Genomic DNA, 17,517 nt, shown 5'->3' with positions numbered 1-17,517 from the left:
GGTGTTCCGCCTGGTCAGAGGGAGAGCTTGGGGTGCGGGTGCCGGGTGTGGCCGGGCGGGGTGTGGGTGCGGCCCGGCGGGGTCGGCGTGGGCGCCGGAGCGGTCGCGGTGCCCGAGGCGGACGGTGCCGGGGTCTCGCCGGTGGAGGGCACGGCCGGGGACGGGGACGCCGTGGTGCCGGGCGCGGAGGCGGTGGCGGCCGACGGCGCGACCGAGGCGGAGACGTCGGCCGCGACGGGCGAGCCGCCGCCCGGTACGGCGGTGCCGGTCACCGCGGTGCCCACGCCCGGCGCGGTCACCGCGCCGGTGCCGGGCGGGGTCGGGGTCGTGGAGGCGCTCGGCAGCGGCGAGGTGTCCACCTTGCTCGCCGGCTTGTCCTCGTGCTGGCCCGGCACCGGCAGCCAGGGGGCCGCGGAGTTACCGGACAGCAGGGTGGCGACGATGACGGCGGCGTACCCCGCGCAGGCGACGGCCACGGCCTGGCCGAGCCGGCGGAAACGGCGGCTGCGACGGCCCGACTCGTCCACGAAGACCGGTCCGTCGGAGCCCCGCGGCTCGTCCACGGCCGCGGCCGTGCCCGGGGCGCCGAGCCGTACGTCGTCCAGCTGGACGGTCGCGTCGTCCGGTCCGGGGGCGGGGGCCGGCGGACCGGCGACGGGCCCGGGCGCCTCGGGAGACCCGACGACGTCAGCGGACTCGGCAGGCCCGGAGGACTCGGCCCCGTCGGATTCGGCAGGCTCAGGCTCGGGGGGCTCCACAGGCTCCACGGAGCCCTCCGCCGCGTCCGGATTCATTCGCTCGTCGCCCTCGTCCACCGGCTCACCGGGCCCTGCCGATGCCGTTGCCCGCTCTTCCGGTTGGGCGCCTTCCGGCCACTTTTTCACGCGCTTGCATCCCCCCACGGGACAGGTCCGGGCGCGCTCACGATCCCCATTACCACCTGTGCCCGGGCCATGAATGTAGCGCACGCGGAGGGGTGCCGTTCACCTGGTCGTCACGGGCGGGCGCCGGTCCCGTCCGGCACGCCCTGGTTCATCACCTCCGCGTCCATGGCCGGAATCCATCCACCGGCAGGCCGCCGCAACCACCCCTCCCCCCGAGTGATCTCGGCCACCGCCGTCCGCAGTGCGGTCAGTCCGGGATGAACCAGCCCCTTCCGCCACACCAACGAGACGGGGGACAGCGGGACGGGGTCGACGAGGGGGCGCCGTACCGTGCCGGGCAGGGGCGGGAAGTCCACGACGGCCAGCACCGGCGTCCGGGTCTTCGCCATGATGCGGCCGAACTCCTCGTCCCCGACGGCCAGCGGGAGGGGCGGGGCGAGCCGGACGGCGTGGTCCGCGAACAGGCGCCGGGCCAGGTCGGTCCACTCCCCGGTGCGCGGGTTGCCGGCCCCGGCGTACACCGTCTCCCCGGCCAGCGCGGACAGCGGCACCCGGGCCGCACCGGCCAGCGGGTGGTCCTCGGGCAGGACGACGGCCATCGGCTCGTACCGCACCGGCTGCTGCGCCAGGCCGGAGCGGAGCGCCGGGTCGAGTCCGGCGAACCGGCCGAAGGATACGTCGAGGCGACCGGCCAGCAGTTCGGCGGCGGCTCCGGTGAGGCCGCTCTCGTAGCGGGCCATCAGCTCGCAGTCGGGGACGAGTTCGCGGGCCCGGTGCAGCACCCGGCGGCCGGTGACCAGGCCCGGCGTGTTGAGGTCGACCAGCAGCGGGCGGGCCTGGCCGGCGGCGAACGCGCTCAGCAGGTCGTCCTGGGCGGCGAGGACGCGGCGGGCGTGCGGCAGCAGGCGCTCGCCGTCGGGGGTCGGCGTGACCTGCCGGGTGGTCCGGACGAACAGCTCGGCACCCAGCTCCCGCTCCAGTCGCCGTACGTCCCGGCTGAGCGCCTGCTGGGCGACGTACAGGCGGGCCGCGGCCCGGGTGAAGTGCAGTTCCTCGGCGACGGCGACGAAGGCGCGCAGCAGGCGGGGGTCTATGTGGGCGGGAGCGGACATGGCGGCGAACTTACAACGCCGGTGCGTGAATCCGCACGCAGAAGGTGTTGGACCCGGTGATCCGCTCCGGGTGACCGTGGAGCCATGCCGCAACAGACCACCGAAGACAGTCCGATATCAGGCAGAGCCCCGCAATCCACGGGATACCGCCGCCTGTTCGCCCTCCCCGGCGCCCGCGCCTTCACCACCGGCAACCTGCTCGCCCGCCTGCCCATCGGCATGCTCAGCGTGAGCGCGGTGGTGATGATCGCCGGTTCCCGTGGCTCGTACGCCCTCGCCGGCGCCGTCACCGCGACCGGACTCGCGGCGACCGGGGTGGCCGGGCCCTGGCTCGCCCGGCTGGTGGACCGGCACGGGCAGGCCCGCATCGCACTGCCGGCCACGGTCGTCGCCGTGCTGGGCAGCCTCGCGCTGCTGCTGTGCGTCCGCTACGACGCCCCCGACTGGACCCTGTTCGCCGCCTACGCCGGTACCGCGGCCACCCCCAACATCGGCGGCCTGTCCCGCGCCCGCTGGGCCCACCTGCTGCGCGACGAACCCGGCGCGCTGCACACCGCGAACGCGTTCGAGCAGGCCGCGGACGAGTTGTGCTTCATGCTCGGACCGGTGCTGGCCTCGTTCCTGACCGGCACGCTCTTCCCGGAGGCGGGCACGCTCACGGCGGCGGCGCTGCTGCTCGTCGGCATGCTGCTGTTCACCGCCCAGCGGGCGACCGAGCCGCCGCCGACGGCCCGTTCGCTGGCGCCCTCGCCGCTGCGCAGCCCGGGCATCCCGCCCCTGCTGGCCTGCTTCGTCGCGACCGGCGCGGTGTTCGGCTCGATGGAGGTCGTCACGATCGCGTACGCCGACGGGCAGGGCCACCGCGCGGCGGCCGGTGCGGTGCTCGCGCTCCAGGCGGCGGGGTCGTGCGCGGCGGGCCTGGCGTACGGCGCGCTGAAGCCGGCGAGGGTGCGGCTGGGGCACTGCCTGGCGGGGATGGCCCTACTGATGATCCTGCCCTGGCTGGCCGCGGGCCTCACCGGTTCGCTCTGGGCACTGGCGGCCGCGCTGCTGGTGGCGGGCATGGCGACCGCGCCGACGATGGTCACGGCGATGACGCTGGTGCAGAAGCACACCCCGGCCGACCGCCTCAACGAGGGGATGAGCCTGATGGTGACGGGGCTGCTCACCGGGATCGCGTGCGGTTCGGCAATGGGCGGCTGGGCGGCGGAGCACCTCTCCCCCGCCTCGGCGTACGCCGTACCACCCGCGGCCGCCACAGTCGCGCTGGGGGTTGCTTCACTCACCCGCGCCGGCGGGGTACGGGGAACCCCATGACAAAGGCCCCGCCGCTCGAAGCGACGGGGCCTTTGCCCACATGGGGTGGACCCCCGGAGGGGCCTCGTGGAGATGGCGGGAATCGAACCCGCGTCCAACGGTGCGGAATCAGGGCTTCTCCGTGTGCAGTCCGCTGCGATTTTCTCGGCCCCGGAGATCACGCGGACAAGTCTCCGACGGGCTCAGTCACTGTTTGATTTCCCTCTATACCCCGTGACCGGGTCTAGAGGTTTAGTTCCCTAGCTGATGCCAGGATCCGGGTCGGGAACAGCCCCGGGCTGACACTTCGCAAGTCGCTACTTAGGCAGCGAGGGCGAAGGAATCGCGCTTGGTGTTGGCGATTATTTTTTGCGACATATGGTTTACGAGATCATTGCCGCTTCCTCGACACGCTTCCCCTGCTTCGACAGCCGCTGTCGAAACCGATCATCCCCATGTTGCTGTGTTTAATTAACAACAGTTCTATCCCCTCCGTGGAGGGGGTTCGCGCACCCTCTGTGGAGTGCACTGCCATCGTACGTGACCAACGCCCGACGATGCCAGCCTGTTCCCGGCGGCCGGCTCTAGACGCCGCGCTGCCTGCGCTTCGCCGCCGCGATCGCCCGGTCCGACTCCCGCCGGTCCTGCTTCTCCCGCAGCGTCTGCCGCTTGTCGTACTCCTTCTTGCCCCGTGCGAGAGCGATCTCGGCCTTCGCCCGGCCGTCCTTGAAGTAGATGGCGAGGGGCACGATGGTGTGTCCCGTCTCCTGGGACTTCGACTCCAGCTTGTCGATCTCCTCGCGGTGCAGGAGCAGCTTGCGCTTGCGGCGCGCGGAGTGGTTGGTCCAGCTGCCCTGGTGATACTCGGGGATGTGGGCGTTGTGCAGCCACGCCTCACCCCGGTCGATCTGGACGAAGCCGTCGGTCAGCGAGGTCCGTCCCTCGCGCAGCGACTTGACCTCTGTGCCCATGAGCACGAGCCCGGCCTCGTAGGTGTCGACGATCGCGTAGTCGTGCCGGGCCTTCTTGTTCTGGGCGACGATCTTGCGCTTGCCGCCCTTCTCGCCGTCCCGGGCCTTGGCGGCCCCGCCGCCCTGCTTGGGCTGGGACTCCTTCGGTACGTACATTCCCTTGCTCATAGTGCCGCCCATTTTCGCACCACACAGGGGGTGTGCGTACAGCCGATTACGGGTGGCCGCGCGGCGTGGCTACGACGGGTCGCCCAGGCCGGTGAGGACCGTCGCGGCCCGCTCCAGGGCGTGCGCGCCCGCCTCCAGGTCGGGGGTGATGCCGCGGCCGTCGACCGTGTGCCCGGAGGGGGTGCGGTAGTGGCCGACGGTCAGCTCGGCCACCGAGCCGTCGGGCAGCTTCGTCGGCATCTGGACGGAGCCCTTGCCGAAGGTGCGCGAGCCGATCACCACCGCGCGGCCCCGGTCCTGCAGGGCGCCGGTGAGCAGCTCGGCCGCGCTCATGGTGCCGCCGTCGACGAGGACGACCAGGGGCCGGGTGGTGTCGCCGCCCGGGGCGGCGTGCAGGGCGCGCTGGACGCCGTCGACGTCGTAGGTGGCGACCAGGCCGCCGTCCAGGAACGCGGAGGCGGTGTCCACCGCCTCGGTGACCAGGCCGCCGGAGTTGCCGCGCAGGTCGAGGACGGTCCGGCCGTCGGCCGGTGCGGTGCGCAGGGCCTCGCGGACCGCGTCGGCGGAGCCCTTGGTGAAGGCGGCGATCTTGAGGACGGTGACCCCGTCGGGCAGCCTGCGCACGGTCACGGAGTCGGTGGACAGCCGGGCCCGGTGCAGCGTCCGGGTCCACGCGCGCGTGCCGCGCTCCAGGCCGAGGGTGACCGTCGTACCGGCCGGGGCGTCCTCGGCGTCGCCGCGGAGTAAGGCGACCACCTCGGTGACCGGCCGCCCGTCGACCTTGCCGCCGTCGACGCTGCGCAGCCGGTCGCCGGTGCGGATCCCGGCGTCGGCGGCGGGCGAGCCGGGCTGCACCCGGGTCACCACGATCCGGCCGTCCGCCTCCTGCCGCGCCCACAGCCCGACGCCGGTGTAGCGGCCGTCGAGCGCGTCCTGGAACTCCTCGTACTCGCCCTGGGAGTAGACCGCGGCCCAGCGGTCCCCGCTGCGGCTGACGGCCCGTTCGGCCGCCTCCACGGGGGACTTGCCGTCGGCCATCGCCTCGGCGGCGGCCTTCTCGACGGCCTCGTGCCGGGTGGCCGCACCCGCCGGACCGACGGCGGTGCGGCGCGCGGGGCCGCCGGACTCCGGGAAGGAGCCGGTGGCGACGCCGGCGACCAGCACCCCGGCGAAGACCAATGTCAGGGCGGCCCCACGGCGGATGCGGCGGGGCTGACAGAACAGGTCACGGCCTGACATGGCGGCGAGTCTAGGGCAACGCCAAGGGGCCGTACGGCCGGATGCCTGTACGGCTCCCTTGGCGTGCGTCACACCTTGAGGTACTTGCGCAGCGCGAAGAACGCGGCGAGCGAGGGCATCAGCACACTGGTGGCGAGGATCAGCGGCAGCTTGGTCAACACCGCGTCCCAGCCGACGAAGTTGATGAGCGTGAGCTTGTGGGACAGCTCCATGCCGTGGTCGATGGTGAAGTACCGGCCGACGACGAGGGCGACACAGGCGAGGCCGCCGCCGATGAGTCCGGCGACCGCGGCCTCGGCGATGAACGGCGCCTGGATGTAGAAGCCCGAGGCACCGACCAGGCGCATGATGCCGGTTTCGCGCCGTCGGCTGAACGCCGAGACGCGCACGGTGTTGACGATCAGCAGGAGGGCGACGATCAGCATCATCGCCATCACGCCGAGCGCGCCCCGGTTCATCAGGTTCAGCAGCTGGAAGAGGTTGTCCAGGATGCCCTTCTGGTCCTGCACCGACTGCACGCCGTCGCGCCCGTTGAACGCGGTCGCGATCACCTGGTACTTCTGCGGGTCCTTGAGCTTGATCCGGTACGACTCCTGCATCTGGTCCGGCGTCAGCGAGCCGGCCAGCGGGGAGTTGCCGAACTGCTCCTTGTAGTGCTTGTACGCCTCGTCCTGCGACTCGTAGGTCACCTTCTCGACGACCGGCATCCCGTGCAGGTCCGCGACGATCTGCTTTTTCTGGTCCTCGGTGACCGCGCCCTTGGCGCAGTGCACGTCGTTCTCCGCGTCGTGCTTGTTGCACAGGAAGATCGAGACGTTGACCTTGTCGTACCAGTAGCCCTTCATGGTGCTCACCTGGTCGCTCATCAGCAGCGAACCGCCGAACAGGGCCAGGGACAGGGCGACGGAGACGATGACGGCGAAGGTCATCGTCAGATTGCGGCGGAGACCGACACCGATCTCCGACAGGACGAACTGGGCGCGCATGGCGGGGTCTTCAGGCCTTTCGGGAACTGGGTGCTTGCGGTCAGTGCTGGTAGCCGTAGACGCCGCGGGCCTGGTCGCGGACGAGGCGGCCCTTCTCCAGCTCGATGACGCGCTTGCGCATCTGGTCCACGATGTTCTGGTCGTGCGTCGCCATGATGACGGTGGTGCCCGTCCGGTTGATGCGGTCGAGCAGCTTCATGATGCCGACGGAGGTCTGCGGGTCGAGGTTGCCGGTGGGCTCGTCGGCGATGAGCAGCTTCGGGCGGTTGACGAACGCGCGCGCGATGGCGACGCGCTGCTGCTCACCACCGGACAGCTCGCCGGGCCTCCGGTCCTCCTTGCCGCCGAGCCCGACGAGGTCGAGCACCTGCGGCACGGACTTGCGGATCTCGCCGCGGGACTTGCCGATGACCTCCTGGGCGAAGGCCACGTTCTCCGCGACCGTCTTGTTCGGCAGCAGTCGGAAGTCCTGGAAGACGGTGCCCAGCTGGCGGCGCATCTGCGGCACCTTCCAGTTGGACAGCCGCGCGAGGTCCTTGCCCAGGACGTGCACCTGGCCGTGGCTGCACCGCTCCTCGCGGAGGATGAGCCGCAGGAAGGTGGACTTTCCGGAGCCGGAGGACCCCACGAGGAAGACGAACTCGCCCTTCTCCACCTCCAGGGAGACATCCCTGAGTGCGGGGCGGGTCTGCTTGGGGTAGACCTTGGAGACGTTGTCGAATCGGATCACGGATGCACCACGGGTCGCCGGGGGTAGATGAGCGTGACCATACGCGAACCGGGTGTGCAAGTGCAGTCGCAGGTTGAGGTTGGGCAAGACTTGTGCGTTTTTGTACCGCCCCCGTCTCCGCGCCCTGTTCCCCGGGGCCCCGCGCACGCTCCGCGGGAACCTGGCACAGTGGAAGGAAAACGAAGGAGAACGGGAGCGGGGGGAACGTTCTCGTTCCGGCGAACGTTGTACATGTGATGGCCGGTGCAAGGAGGGCGAGCGCATGACGTACGACCGGTTGGTGTGCGCGAACTGCGCGTCGCCTGTGAGTGAGGGCCGGTGCCCGGTGTGCCGTGCCAACCGCGAGCGACTGCAGCAGGAGGGCTTCTTCGGAGGCCTGAACGGGCTGAACCCCATGGCGCTGATCGCGCTGCTCGCGGTGCTGATCGCCGCGGTGGCGCTGCTGGCGCACCAGACCGCGTGAGCGGGCCGAAGAGCCCGCACAGAGCGTCGTAAGGGCCCGGAGCGCCAAGCTCCGGGCCCTTACGCGTACAGCATGCGTGCCGTGCGTGACCGTGTGGCTACGGTCAGGCGGCGGCGCCGCCCCGGCCGGTCACCAGGCGCGGCAGAACGCGGAAGCCGATGCCGCCGGCGATCATCGTCGCGGCGCCGACGAGCAGGAACGCGGTCTGGCCGGCACCGGTCTCGGCGAGCTGCTTGCCGCCGCCCTGGGCCGAGTCGTCGGACCCGGTCGCGGTCAGCGCCGAGGAACCCTCGTTCTGCGGGACGTTGTTGTTGCCGCCCTCGGGGGAGGTGTTGTTGCCACCGGTGCTGCTCGAGCCGCCGTCGGTGGAGCCGGTGGTGCCGGTCCCGGTTGCGCCGGTGTCACCCGACGTACCGGTCTCACCCGTCGTACCGGTGGTGCCGGTGCTACCGCTCGTGCCGGTGGAACCCGTGGTGCCGGTCGTACCGGAGGAACCGCTGGTGCCAGTGGTACCAGTGGTACCAGTCGTGCCAGTGGTACCGGTCGTGCCCGTAGTACCGGTGGTACCCGTAGTGCCGGTGGTACCCGTGGTGCCGGTGGTACCCGTGGTGCCGGTGGTACCCGTGGTGCCGGTGGTACCCGTGGTGCCGGTGGTACCCGTGGTGCCGGTGGTGCCGGTGGTGCCAGTCGTACCGGTCTCACCGGTGGTACCAGTGGTGCCGGTCGTACCCGTCGTACCGGTCTCACCGGTAGTGCCGGTGGTGCCCGTCGTACCCGTGGTGCCGGTCGTACCGGAGGTACCCGTAGTACCGCCCGAGCCGTCGGTGCCGCCGTCGGTGCAGATGCCGATCGGGCAGCCACCGCCGCCGTCGGTGTTGCCGCCGTCGGCGCCGACACCGCTCACACCGAGGCTGATCGGGCCCGCCTGGACATCGAGGTCCAGGGCGGAAGCCGCGCCGGCGGCGGTCAGTGACGCCCCGGCCGCGATCACGGCGCCGGCGGCTATCCGCGCGACCCGGATCCGCGTCTTCTTCGTCATATGGTTGCTACCCCCAGTAGCTGTTCGTCAATGAGGCGGCGCGATGGGGCGTGCCGTGATCGACGGAGGCAGCTGGTGACGAAGCGCGTCAACTCGATTCCCCCGGTTCACATGCGCCCCTCGAGTACGCATGCCGCGCCTCACCCTTCCCCATTCTTCAAAGCAACGTCAAGGGCGTTGCGGGCGCAATGTCCGGTGGAGTGGCGTTTGCGGGGAGTTGAAGCCTGTGAGTGTGATGTAAAACCCAGACATAAGACAACTGCCGCCCTAAGGACGGCAGTTGTCATGTCGACAAAGTTACTTCTCCTGCTGCTTGCGCCAGCGAATCCCGGCCTCCAGGAACCCGTCGATCTCGCCGTTGAACACGGCCTCCGGGTTGCCCACCTCGTGCTCGGTGCGCAGGTCCTTGACCATCTGGTACGGGTGCAGCACGTACGAACGCATCTGGTTGCCCCAGGAGTTGCCGCCGTCGCCCTTGAGGGCGTCCATCTTGGCCTGCTCCTCCTGCCGGCGCCGCTCCAGCAGCTTGGCCTGGAGGACGTTCATCGCGGTGGCCTTGTTCTGGATCTGCGACCGCTCGTTCTGGCAGGAGACCACGATGCCGGTGGGCAGGTGGGTGATGCGGACCGCGGAGTCGGTCGTGTTCACGCCCTGGCCGCCGGGGCCGGAGGACCGGTAGACGTCGATGCGCAGCTCGGACTCGTCGATCTCGACGTGGTCGGACTGCTCGACGACGGGCAGCACCTCGACGCCGGCGAAGGAGGTCTGGCGGCGGCCCTGGTTGTCGTAGGGCGAGATGCGCACCAGGCGGTGCGTGCCCTGCTCGACGGAGAGGGTGCCGTAGGCGTACGGCGCCTGGACGGCGAAGGTGGTCGACTTGATGCCGGCCTCTTCGGCGTACGACGTCTCGATCAGCTCCGTCTTGTAGCCGCGCTGCTCGGCCCAGCGCAGGTACATGCGCTGGAGCTTCTCGGCGAAGTCGGCTGCGTCGACGCCGCCGGCCTCGGCGCGGATGTTGACGAGCGCCTCACGGGAGTCGTACTCGCCGGACAGGAGGGTACGGACCTCCATCTCGTCCAGCGCCTTCTTCACCGAGGTCAGCTCGGACTCCGCCTCGGCGCGGGTGTCCGGGTCGTTCTCCTCCTCGGCCATCTCGAAGAGGACCGCGAGGTCGTCGATCCGGCCGCGCAGCGCCTCCGCCTTCCTGACCTCGGCCTGGAGGTGGGAGAGCTTGCTGGTGATCTTCTGCGCCTCGTCCGGGTTGTCCCAGAGGGACGGCGCGGCCGCCTGCTCCTCGAGCACGGCGATGTCTGCCCTCATCTTGTCGAGGTCCAGGACGGCCTCGATCGACTCCATGGTCGAGGAGAGGGACTTCAGCTCTTCGGATACATCGACGACTGCCACGCCTTCCAGCGTAACGGCTGTGGCAAGCGGCCTCGGCCGGACGGTGCCCGGCGCTGCCGGAGCCCGGGTGGGTCAGGGGGCCGACGTGCTGTGGGCGGGTGGCGCCGGCTGGTCGTCGTCCCCGCCGGAGGAGGCGAACCACGCGCCGACGGCCACGACAGCGGCCACCACCAACCCGGCCACCCCCAAGGTCACCCGGCGCCGCCGCACCGCGGCCCTGTGGCGGGCCGAGCCGGGGCGGGGCGCACCGGGGGCCCGGGGCACGCGAGCGGTCCCGTGGGCCCCGCCGGCCAACTCGTCCGGCCCCGGCACCCGCATCGACGTGTGCGTGTCCCGGTTGGAGTCGGGCTTGGCCCCGGGGACGAGGGGCACCGCCCCTCGCCGCCGTACCGGCTCTCGCTGCGGAGCCGACGGCACCGACTCCTCGGCGGCTTCCTCGGACAGGTCCGGCTCGTCCACGTCCAACGGCGGCATCCCGGCCAGCACGGGCAGCTGCTCGCGCAGCCGCGCCGCCAGCTCCGAGGCGCGCAGCCGGGACGCGGGGGCCTTGGCCAGGCACTGCACCAGCAGCTGCCACAGCTCCTCGGGGATGCCGGGCAGCGGTACGACGGTCTCGGTCACGTGCCGCCGCAGGACCGCGCCGGGGTGCCCGCCGCCGAAGGGCGTGAAGCCGGCCAGCAGCTCGTACAGGACGGTCGCCAGCGCGTAGATGTCCACGGCGGCCCGGGGCGGCAGGCCCTCCACGATCTCCGGGGCCAGGTAGTCCGGCGTACCGATGATCTTCGTGGCGCGGGTCCGCCGCGGCGAGTCGATCAGCTTGGCGACGCCGAAGTCGGTGAGCAGCGCCGGGTGGGCGCCGCCCGGCCCGAGCGGGCCCTGCATGTCGAGCAGGACGTTCTCGGGCTTGACGTCCCGGTGGACGACCCCGGCCGCGTGGGCCGCGGCCAGCGCGTCGGCGACGTCGGCGACGATCGCCACGGCCGCCTCGGGGGCGAGCCGCCGTTCCCGTTCCAGCCGGGTGCGCAGGTCGGTGCCGCGCACGAGGTCCATGACCAGGGCCAGGTCGTTGCCGTCGACCACCAGGTCGCGCACGGTGACGATGTGCGGGTGCTCCAGCCCGAGCAGCGCGGTGCGCTCCTGCACGAAGCGTCCGACGAGCTCCTGGTCGCAGGCGAGGTCTTCGCGCAGCATCTTGATGGCGACGGGGCCGTCCGGTCCCTCGCCCAGCCACACCGTGCCGGCGCTCCCCCGCCCCAGGATCTGGTTCGCGGTGTACCGGCTGCCGATCTTCCGTGCCAAGACTGCTCCTACAGACGCGTGTTGTCGCCAAAACTACGCGTCCGCCGAGCCAACCTTCACCGCGGAGACGGAAATCACCCGGCAGATGTCGACAAATGGCTAAACCAAACGCCCGAGCCGGCGATCAGTTCCCGCTGCCGGACGAACCGCCGAGGTCCTTGATCCAGCCGCCCACCTTGCCGACCCACTCGCTCATCTGGTCCCAGTAGCCCTTGCCGGTACCGATCCAGTCCTGCAGCGGGGTCAGCTCCCAGATCAGCCAGCTCGCCACGATCAGGATGACGATCGTGAACAGGCAGCCCTTCAGACAGCCGAGACCGGGGATCTTCATCGGGTTGGCGCTGCGCTGCCGCGGCGCCCGGGGCTCCCGCGCGGGCCGCTGCGGCTCGGGCCGGGCGGGCGGCGCGTACCGCTGCGGCTGCTGGGGCTGCTGCGGCGGGGCGTACTGCTGGGGCTGCTGTTGCGGGTAGCCGTAGCCGGGGGCCTGCGGCGAGCGCCGGCCGCGCGGCTGCGGCTGCTGCGGGCGGGGCTGCGGGGCCTGGCGCGGCTGCTGCTGGGGCCGGGCGACCTGCCGCTGGGGGCGGCGGCGCAGCGGGTCCTCGTCCGGGTCCAGGTACTGGATCTGCGTCTGCTCGTTGCGGTCGCGGGCGGCGCGCAGCTGCGTCTGCCAGGGGTGCGACTGCTCGGGCTGCTGCCCCTGCTGCCCCTGCTGCCCTTGCTGGCCGTACTGCCCCTGCCGGCCCTCTCCGACGGGCGGCAGGACGGCCGTCGGGTCCGCCGCGCCGGTGTTCGGCAGGACGGCGGTGGGGTCGGCGGCGCCGGCCGGGCCGCCGGTGTGCGGGAGCACGCTGGTGGCTGCATTCGGATCGTGCTGGCCGTACGCCCCCTGCGGCGCGTTCGTCGGCAGCACCTGGGTGGGGTCGGCGGCGCCGGGCACGCCCGGGACGGCGGCCGGGTCCGGGTCCGGGGCGAGCAGCGCGCCGACGCCCTCGGCGGCGGCGATCTGCGCGGCGTTCGCGTGCACGCCGACGCCCTCGGCGACGACCCGCAGCCCGCGCGCGAGGTTCTCCGCGCTCGGCCGCTCGTCCGGGTTCTTGCGCAGGCAGCGCTCTATCACCGTCCACAGCGGGGCCGGGACGGTGGAGGGGCGGCGCGGCTCGGCGCTCAGGTGCTGGTGCAGGACCTCGAGGGCGGAGCCGCCGGAGAACGGCGGGCGGCCGGTGACCAGCTCGTACAGCAGGATGCCGGCGCCGTAGATGTCGACGGCGGAGGTTTGCGGCCGGCCCTCGGCGGACTCCGGGGCGACGTACGCGGGTGTGCCGACGAACTCGTGGGTACGGGTCAGGCCCGGGGAGTCGGCGAGGCGGGCGATGCCGAAGTCGGTCAGCATCGGGTGCATCTGGCCGTCGCGCTGCTGGAGCAGCACGTTGGCGGGCTTCAGGTCGCGGTGGACGACGCCGTCGGCGTGGCTGGCGGCGAGCGCGTCGGCGATCTGGGCGGTCAGCAGGGCGGCGGCGACGGGCGTGAAGGGGCCGTTCTCGCGCAGGTAGCGGTGCAGGTCGGGGCCCTCGACGAGGTCCATGACCAGCGCCAGCAGGTCGCCCTCGACGACCAGGTCGCGGACCCGGACGATGTTGGGGTGGGTGAGCCGGAGCAGCACGGAGCGCTCGCGCAGGAAGCGCATCACGATGTCCGGATCGCTCGCCAGCTCCTCCTTCAGGACCTTGATCGCGACCGTCTCTCCCGGCTGGCCGGGCACGGCCGCCTCGGCGCCCGCGGTCTCGCGCTGGCGGGCACGCCAGACGGTGCCTGTGGCGCCGCGTCCGAGCGGCTCCTCAAGCAGGTACTTGCTGCCGACTGGCCGCACGTCACGCGCTCCCTGCTGGTTGCTGTTGCTTGCTTGCCTGCATTCCGTTTGTTCCGACCCACTGTAGTGCCGCCCTTGGGAGCCCCAGGTGCTCGACGGAAAGACGCACGCCCCGGTCCCCTGGTTGCCCAAACCGGACGTGACCGATCTCAAGTGATCGGCGCCGCCCTTGTGGTCAGGCACTTTTGGGGGCAGAGCCGACCAATCAAGATCACTTGTCACCGGGTTCCGGGCACGCTGTCAGCGGCAGGTGCGAGGATGCCTTCCAGTACTGGCCGACGTGCTCGTGTTGGGGTGGGGATGCAAATCCGGCTGACCGTCGTAGACCCGCTCGGCCCGGCCCCGCAGCGGGGCCGCGCCGTGAGCCGCGACGTGCTGGTCACGGCGCCCTCGGGCACGGAGCTGGCCGCGGTCGCGTCGGCGCTGGCCGGGGCGGTCACCGGCGACGGCGGCACCGGCCGGGAAGCCGGCGGCGCCTCCGTGGTGCTCTACGCGGGCACCGAGCGGCTCGACCCCCGGCGCAGCACCCTCGGCGAACCCCCGCTGACGGACGGCGCCGTGCTCTCCCTCGGCGCTCCGGCGGCCCCCGAACCGCACCCCGAGCTGGACGAGGCCCCGACCCAGCTGCACGTGGTCGCCGGCCCGGACGCGGGCGGGGTGCATCTGCTGCACGGCGGCCGGATCACCGTCGGCCGCTCCGCCGACGCCGACGTCCCGCTGGACGACCCCGACGTGTCCCGCCTGCACTGCGCGGTCACCGTCGACGCGGACGGCCGGGTCTCGGTCGCCGACCTCGGCTCCACGAACGGCACGTCGCTCGACGGCGTGCGGGTCTCGGAGCGGCCGGTACGGGTGCCCGCCGGTGGCCTGCTGCGGATAGGCGAGTCGGCGCTGCGGGTCGCTCCGGCCGGAGGAGCCGGGATGCGCGTGCGGACAGTGCCCGACGGGGAGGGCTGCGTGCGGGTCGTGGCGGGCGCCGGATCCGCCGCGGCGCCCGCGGCGCCCGCGCGGGAGGCGTCGCCGGGCGCAGGTGGCCATGGTGGCGGGCAGTCGCCGTCGGCGGGTGCGGGTGGTCCCGGCGAGGGGCCGGCCGCGGCGGACGGCGCGGGAGGCCCCGGGGCCCGGCTTGCTCCTTCGGCCGGTGCCGGGCACCGGCCCGGCGGGGCGGGGGCCGCTTCCGGTGGTGCGGCCGCGCAGCACGCCTACGGCCCCGACGGCGCCGCCGGCTGGGACGCGGGGGCGCAGGAGCACCGGCGCGGGCCGTCCCCGGTGGTGCCGGGACAGGCCGGGGCGCCGAGTGCGGAGAGCCGGAGCGGGGCGGCCGGCGGGGACACCCACGCGGGGCGCTTCGGGATCGCCGGTGAGGACCCGCGGGCGGCGGGGCGCCAGGGAACCCCGGTCAGGGGTACCGACGCCCCGCAGGGTGCCCGGCGGCGCGGCCTGGGGGCCTGGGCGCGCCGGCTGGCCGGCGGACGCGGCGAGCAGCCGGCCGGCCCCGAGACGGACGACGGCACGACCGCCCGCGTCGGCACGGCCCGGGCGGCCGGTGTCCCGCGGCAGCCGGAGACCTGGCCGGATCCGGCCGCCCTGCTGCTGACCGCGCTGGGTCCCGGACCCCGCCTGTGGGAGCGCGGGCCGGGACACCCCGAGGCGCTGGCCGTGCGGCTCGGCACGGCCGACCGGAGCGCGCCGGACGGCTCGGGCCTGCTGCCGGCGGTGCCGGTGACCGCCGCGCTGCGCGAGGCGGGCGCGCTGGGCCTGGCCGGTCCGCGCCCCCGGCTGTCCGGGCTGGCCCGCGCGGTGCTGGCCCAGCTCGCCGCGCTGCACTCCCCCGACCTCCTCGAGATCGTGCTGATCAGCGCGGACCGCTCGCGGCCGGTGGCGGACCGTACGGCCGAGTGGGCCTGGCTGGGCTGGCTCCCGCACGTCCGGCCGGGCCACGGCCAGGACTGCCGGCTGCTGCTGGCCTACGACCGCGAACAGGCGGCCGCCCGCGCGGAGGAGCTGCTGCGCCGGCTGGACGACCACGCGGCGACGGGCCGCACCGCGGCCCACCCCGCCCCGGCACGCGATGCCACCCCCACGGCCCCCGGCCCCCAGGGGCCGATCCCGCCGTCCGGCACCCCCGCTGCCCCCGCTGCCCCGGCCGCCCGCAACACGGCCCCCATCCCGCCCGGCACACCCACGCCGCCCCCCGCCCCCCTCCTCGGGACGCCCGCCGCATCCGGACAAGCCCCCCGGCGGCCCTCCTGGGCCAAGGAAGACGTCGGTGCCGGTGGCTTCGAGGGGCCGTACACGATCGTCGTCGTGGACGGGGATCCCGGCGGCTCGGCGCTGCGGGACGCGCTCGCGCGGCTGGCCGTGGCCGGGCCGCGGGCCGGGATCCACGTGGTGTGTCTCGCCGAGACCGAGACCGCCTCGCCGGCCTCCCCGGTGCCCCGGACGTACGAGGCCGCGTGCGCGGTGACGCCGACGTTCCGGCACTGCGGTGCCGTGGCGCTGCTGAGCGGGGACGTCGCCGCCGCGCTGCAGCTGCTGCGGGTCGCGCCGGGCGGGCCCGTCGGCACCGGCACGCTCGCCACCGTCGACGCCGTCTCCGCCGCCTGGGCGGAGCGGTTCGCGCGGGCACTGGCACCGCTGCGCCCGGACGGCCCGCCCGGTGAGCGGCACGCGCGCGTGGCCACGCCGCTGCCCAGGTCGGCGCGGCTGCTGGACGAGCTGGGCCTGGCCCGCGCCACCCCGGCCTCGCTGATGGCGCGCTGGGCGGACGCGGCCGACGACACCGAGTCGCTGGGCGGCCGGGCGCGGGCGGTGCTGGGCGCCGGGCAGCGCGGGCCGGTCACCGCCGACCTCGTGGCCGAGGGCCCGCACCTGCTGGTCGAGGGCCCCGCCGGCAGCGGCCGTACCGAGCTGCTGCGGACCGTGGTCGCCTCGCTGGCCGCCGCCGAGCGCCCGGACCGGCTGACCATGGTGCTGCTCGACGGCCGGGACGGCGTCGGCACGGGCGCCGGCCTCGGTGAGGGCCTGCGCGTGTGCACCGACATACCGCACGTCACCACGCACCTGATCGCCAACGACCCCGTGCGCATGCGGGAGTTCGCCCAGTCGCTGACCGCCGAGCTGAAGCGCCGGGCGGAGCTGCTGGGCCGCACCGACTTCGCCCGGTGGCACGCCGGGCAGGAGGTGTCCGGCCGGATGGTGTCCCAGCGCACGCCCTCCGGTCACGCCGCCTCCGCTTCCGCGTCCGGTGACATCGAGTCGCCGCCCAGCTCCACCCTGCGGCTGCGGCCGGGCGGGGCGGCCCGGCAGCGGGCCGCCGCGGCACCGCCGCTGCCCCGGCTCGTGGTGGTCGTCGACGACCTGGACGCGCTCGTCTCCCCCGCCCTCGGCTCGCCGGGCCGGCCCGCCGCCGGCTCGGTGATACGCGCGCTGGAGGCGGTGGCCCGGGACGGCGAGCGGCTCGGCGTGCACCTGGTGGCGGCGGCCGGGGCCGGCGGCCGTACGGCGGAGTCCGAGCCGGCGCGCCGGGCCGCCCTGCGGGTCACGCTGGACGCCCCGCAGCCGGGGCCGGACCAGCCGGCGCCGGGTCGGGGCACGCTGGCGTACGCGGACGGGCGGACCGTGGGCTTCCAGGGCGGCCGGGTGACGGGCCGTATCCCGCGTACCGCCACCCAGCGGCCCACGGTCGTCCCGCTGGACTGGCAGCGCATGGGCGACCCGCCGGCCCGCCGGCCCGTGCGTGAGCTGGGCAACGGCCCGACCGACCTGGCGCTGCTGGCGAGCGCGGTGGAGCGGGCGGCCCGCCAGGTCGCGGCGGCGGAGGTTCCGTCCCTGCTCTGAGCGATCCGTGGAAGCGCTGAAGGGAGTACGACGGAACCCGTCATCCCTCCAGGTGAACCTGCCGTCTCCCCGGCGGGACCGCCCCGGCCCCGGCCCCCGCGAACCCGTGCGCATACACCCCTGGTCACGAGCCGGTCACGATGAGCCGGTGGACACGGCAGGCGCTCTTGCCCGCCCGGAGCGGCCCGGCGTACACCGGACCGCACGGGACAGAGTTCT

Annotated in this window: 13 protein-coding genes and 1 other RNA gene; 3 read left to right on the top strand and 11 right to left on the bottom strand. The window is 73.6% G+C overall.

Going from position 1 to position 17,517, the window contains the following annotated elements; all coding sequences use genetic code 11:
• Window positions 1-14: 14 nt before the first annotated feature.
• Window positions 15-767 carry a hypothetical protein gene (locus ACIP4Y_RS00270; protein ID WP_401385763.1) on the bottom strand — a complete coding sequence of 251 codons (753 nt, stop codon included), beginning with the start codon at window positions 765-767 and terminating at the stop codon, window positions 15-17.
• A gap of 227 nt (window positions 768-994) precedes the next feature.
• Complete coding sequence (locus ACIP4Y_RS00265) at window positions 995-1,996, bottom strand: LysR family transcriptional regulator (protein ID WP_401385760.1); 1,002 nt, start codon at window positions 1,994-1,996, stop codon at window positions 995-997.
• Window positions 1,997-2,080: 84 nt separating this feature from the next.
• Between ACIP4Y_RS00265 and ACIP4Y_RS00260 the strand changes: the two genes are divergently transcribed.
• Complete coding sequence (locus ACIP4Y_RS00260; protein ID WP_401385757.1) at window positions 2,081-3,313, top strand: MFS transporter; 1,233 nt, start codon at window positions 2,081-2,083, stop codon at window positions 3,311-3,313.
• A 64-nt stretch (window positions 3,314-3,377) separates the two neighbouring features.
• On the opposite strand, the gene ssrA is transcribed toward ACIP4Y_RS00260, so the two are convergent.
• From ssrA to ftsE, 5 genes are all read right to left on the bottom strand, one after another.
• Window positions 3,378-3,747: a transfer-messenger RNA gene (gene ssrA, locus ACIP4Y_RS00255) on the bottom strand.
• A 129-nt stretch (window positions 3,748-3,876) separates the two neighbouring features.
• The gene (gene smpB / locus ACIP4Y_RS00250; RefSeq protein WP_358637345.1) at window positions 3,877-4,419 is read right to left on the bottom strand and encodes an SsrA-binding protein SmpB; all 543 of its coding nucleotides are present in this window, start codon (window positions 4,417-4,419) and stop codon (window positions 3,877-3,879) included.
• 81 nt (window positions 4,420-4,500) lie between these two features.
• A complete protein-coding gene (locus ACIP4Y_RS00245; RefSeq protein WP_358637168.1) occupies window positions 4,501-5,670 on the bottom strand; it encodes a S41 family peptidase in 1,170 nt (389 codons plus the stop codon).
• A 68-nt stretch (window positions 5,671-5,738) separates the two neighbouring features.
• Window positions 5,739-6,656 (bottom strand): permease-like cell division protein FtsX, encoded by a 918-nt coding sequence (gene ftsX / locus ACIP4Y_RS00240; protein ID WP_358637167.1) that lies wholly within the window; start codon window positions 6,654-6,656, stop codon window positions 5,739-5,741.
• A gap of 40 nt (window positions 6,657-6,696) precedes the next feature.
• Window positions 6,697-7,386, bottom strand: coding sequence for a cell division ATP-binding protein FtsE (gene ftsE / locus ACIP4Y_RS00235; RefSeq protein WP_030610589.1), 690 nt, complete (start codon window positions 7,384-7,386; stop codon window positions 6,697-6,699).
• 262 nt (window positions 7,387-7,648) lie between these two features.
• On the opposite strand from ftsE, the gene ACIP4Y_RS00230 reads away from it, so the two are divergent.
• Window positions 7,649-7,849 carry a hypothetical protein gene (locus ACIP4Y_RS00230; protein ID WP_030348508.1) on the top strand — a complete coding sequence of 67 codons (201 nt, stop codon included), beginning with the start codon at window positions 7,649-7,651 and terminating at the stop codon, window positions 7,847-7,849.
• 103 nt (window positions 7,850-7,952) lie between these two features.
• On the opposite strand, the gene ACIP4Y_RS00225 is transcribed toward ACIP4Y_RS00230, so the two are convergent.
• The 4 genes from ACIP4Y_RS00225 to ACIP4Y_RS00210 all read right to left on the bottom strand — a co-directional run bounded on the left by ACIP4Y_RS00225 (window position 7,953) and on the right by ACIP4Y_RS00210 (window position 13,458).
• Window positions 7,953-8,888: a hypothetical protein gene (locus ACIP4Y_RS00225; protein WP_401385750.1), complete on the bottom strand. Its 936-nt coding sequence runs from the start codon at window positions 8,886-8,888 to the stop codon at window positions 7,953-7,955.
• A 297-nt stretch (window positions 8,889-9,185) separates the two neighbouring features.
• Window positions 9,186-10,292 (bottom strand): peptide chain release factor 2, encoded by a 1,107-nt coding sequence (gene prfB / locus ACIP4Y_RS00220; protein WP_358637162.1) that lies wholly within the window; start codon window positions 10,290-10,292, stop codon window positions 9,186-9,188.
• Between the two features lie 72 nt (window positions 10,293-10,364).
• Window positions 10,365-11,591: a serine/threonine-protein kinase gene (locus tag ACIP4Y_RS00215; RefSeq protein ID WP_401385747.1), complete on the bottom strand. Its 1,227-nt coding sequence runs from the start codon at window positions 11,589-11,591 to the stop codon at window positions 10,365-10,367.
• A 124-nt stretch (window positions 11,592-11,715) separates the two neighbouring features.
• On the bottom strand, window positions 11,716-13,458 hold the full coding sequence (locus ACIP4Y_RS00210) for a serine/threonine-protein kinase (protein WP_401385744.1): 1,743 nt from the start codon (window positions 13,456-13,458) through the stop codon (window positions 11,716-11,718).
• Between the two features lie 300 nt (window positions 13,459-13,758).
• Between ACIP4Y_RS00210 and ACIP4Y_RS00205 the strand changes: the two genes are divergently transcribed.
• Window positions 13,759-17,298 carry an FtsK/SpoIIIE domain-containing protein gene (locus tag ACIP4Y_RS00205; protein ID WP_401388586.1) on the top strand — a complete coding sequence of 1,180 codons (3,540 nt, stop codon included), beginning with the start codon at window positions 13,759-13,761 and terminating at the stop codon, window positions 17,296-17,298.
• Window positions 17,299-17,517: the final 219 nt, after the last annotated feature.

It is taken from the genome of Streptomyces sp. NPDC088810, from assembly GCF_044750305.1.
In the GTDB taxonomy this organism is placed as follows: domain Bacteria; phylum Actinomycetota; class Actinomycetes; order Streptomycetales; family Streptomycetaceae; genus Streptomyces.
Note: the sequence above shows the minus strand (reverse complement) of the source record. Positions and strands in the feature narration are given on the sequence as shown.

Bases quoted from the DNA above. Each gene is read 5' to 3' on its own strand.
- ACIP4Y_RS00265 (WP_401385760.1), bottom strand. From the start codon at position 1,996: ATGTCCGCTCCCGCCCACATAGACCCCCGCCTGCTGCGCGCCTTCGTC.
- ACIP4Y_RS00260 (WP_401385757.1), top strand. From the start codon at position 2,081: ATGCCGCAACAGACCACCGAAGACAGTCCGATATCAGGCAGAGCCCCG.
- smpB (WP_358637345.1), bottom strand. From the start codon at position 4,419: ATGTACGTACCGAAGGAGTCCCAGCCCAAGCAGGGCGGCGGGGCCGCC.
- ACIP4Y_RS00245 (WP_358637168.1), bottom strand. From the start codon at position 5,670: ATGTCAGGCCGTGACCTGTTCTGTCAGCCCCGCCGCATCCGCCGTGGG.
- ftsX (WP_358637167.1), bottom strand. From the start codon at position 6,656: ATGCGCGCCCAGTTCGTCCTGTCGGAGATCGGTGTCGGTCTCCGCCGC.
- ACIP4Y_RS00230 (WP_030348508.1), top strand. From the start codon at position 7,649: ATGACGTACGACCGGTTGGTGTGCGCGAACTGCGCGTCGCCTGTGAGT.
- ACIP4Y_RS00225 (WP_401385750.1), bottom strand. From the start codon at position 8,888: ATGACGAAGAAGACGCGGATCCGGGTCGCGCGGATAGCCGCCGGCGCC.
- ACIP4Y_RS00205 (WP_401388586.1), top strand. From the start codon at position 13,759: ATGCAAATCCGGCTGACCGTCGTAGACCCGCTCGGCCCGGCCCCGCAG.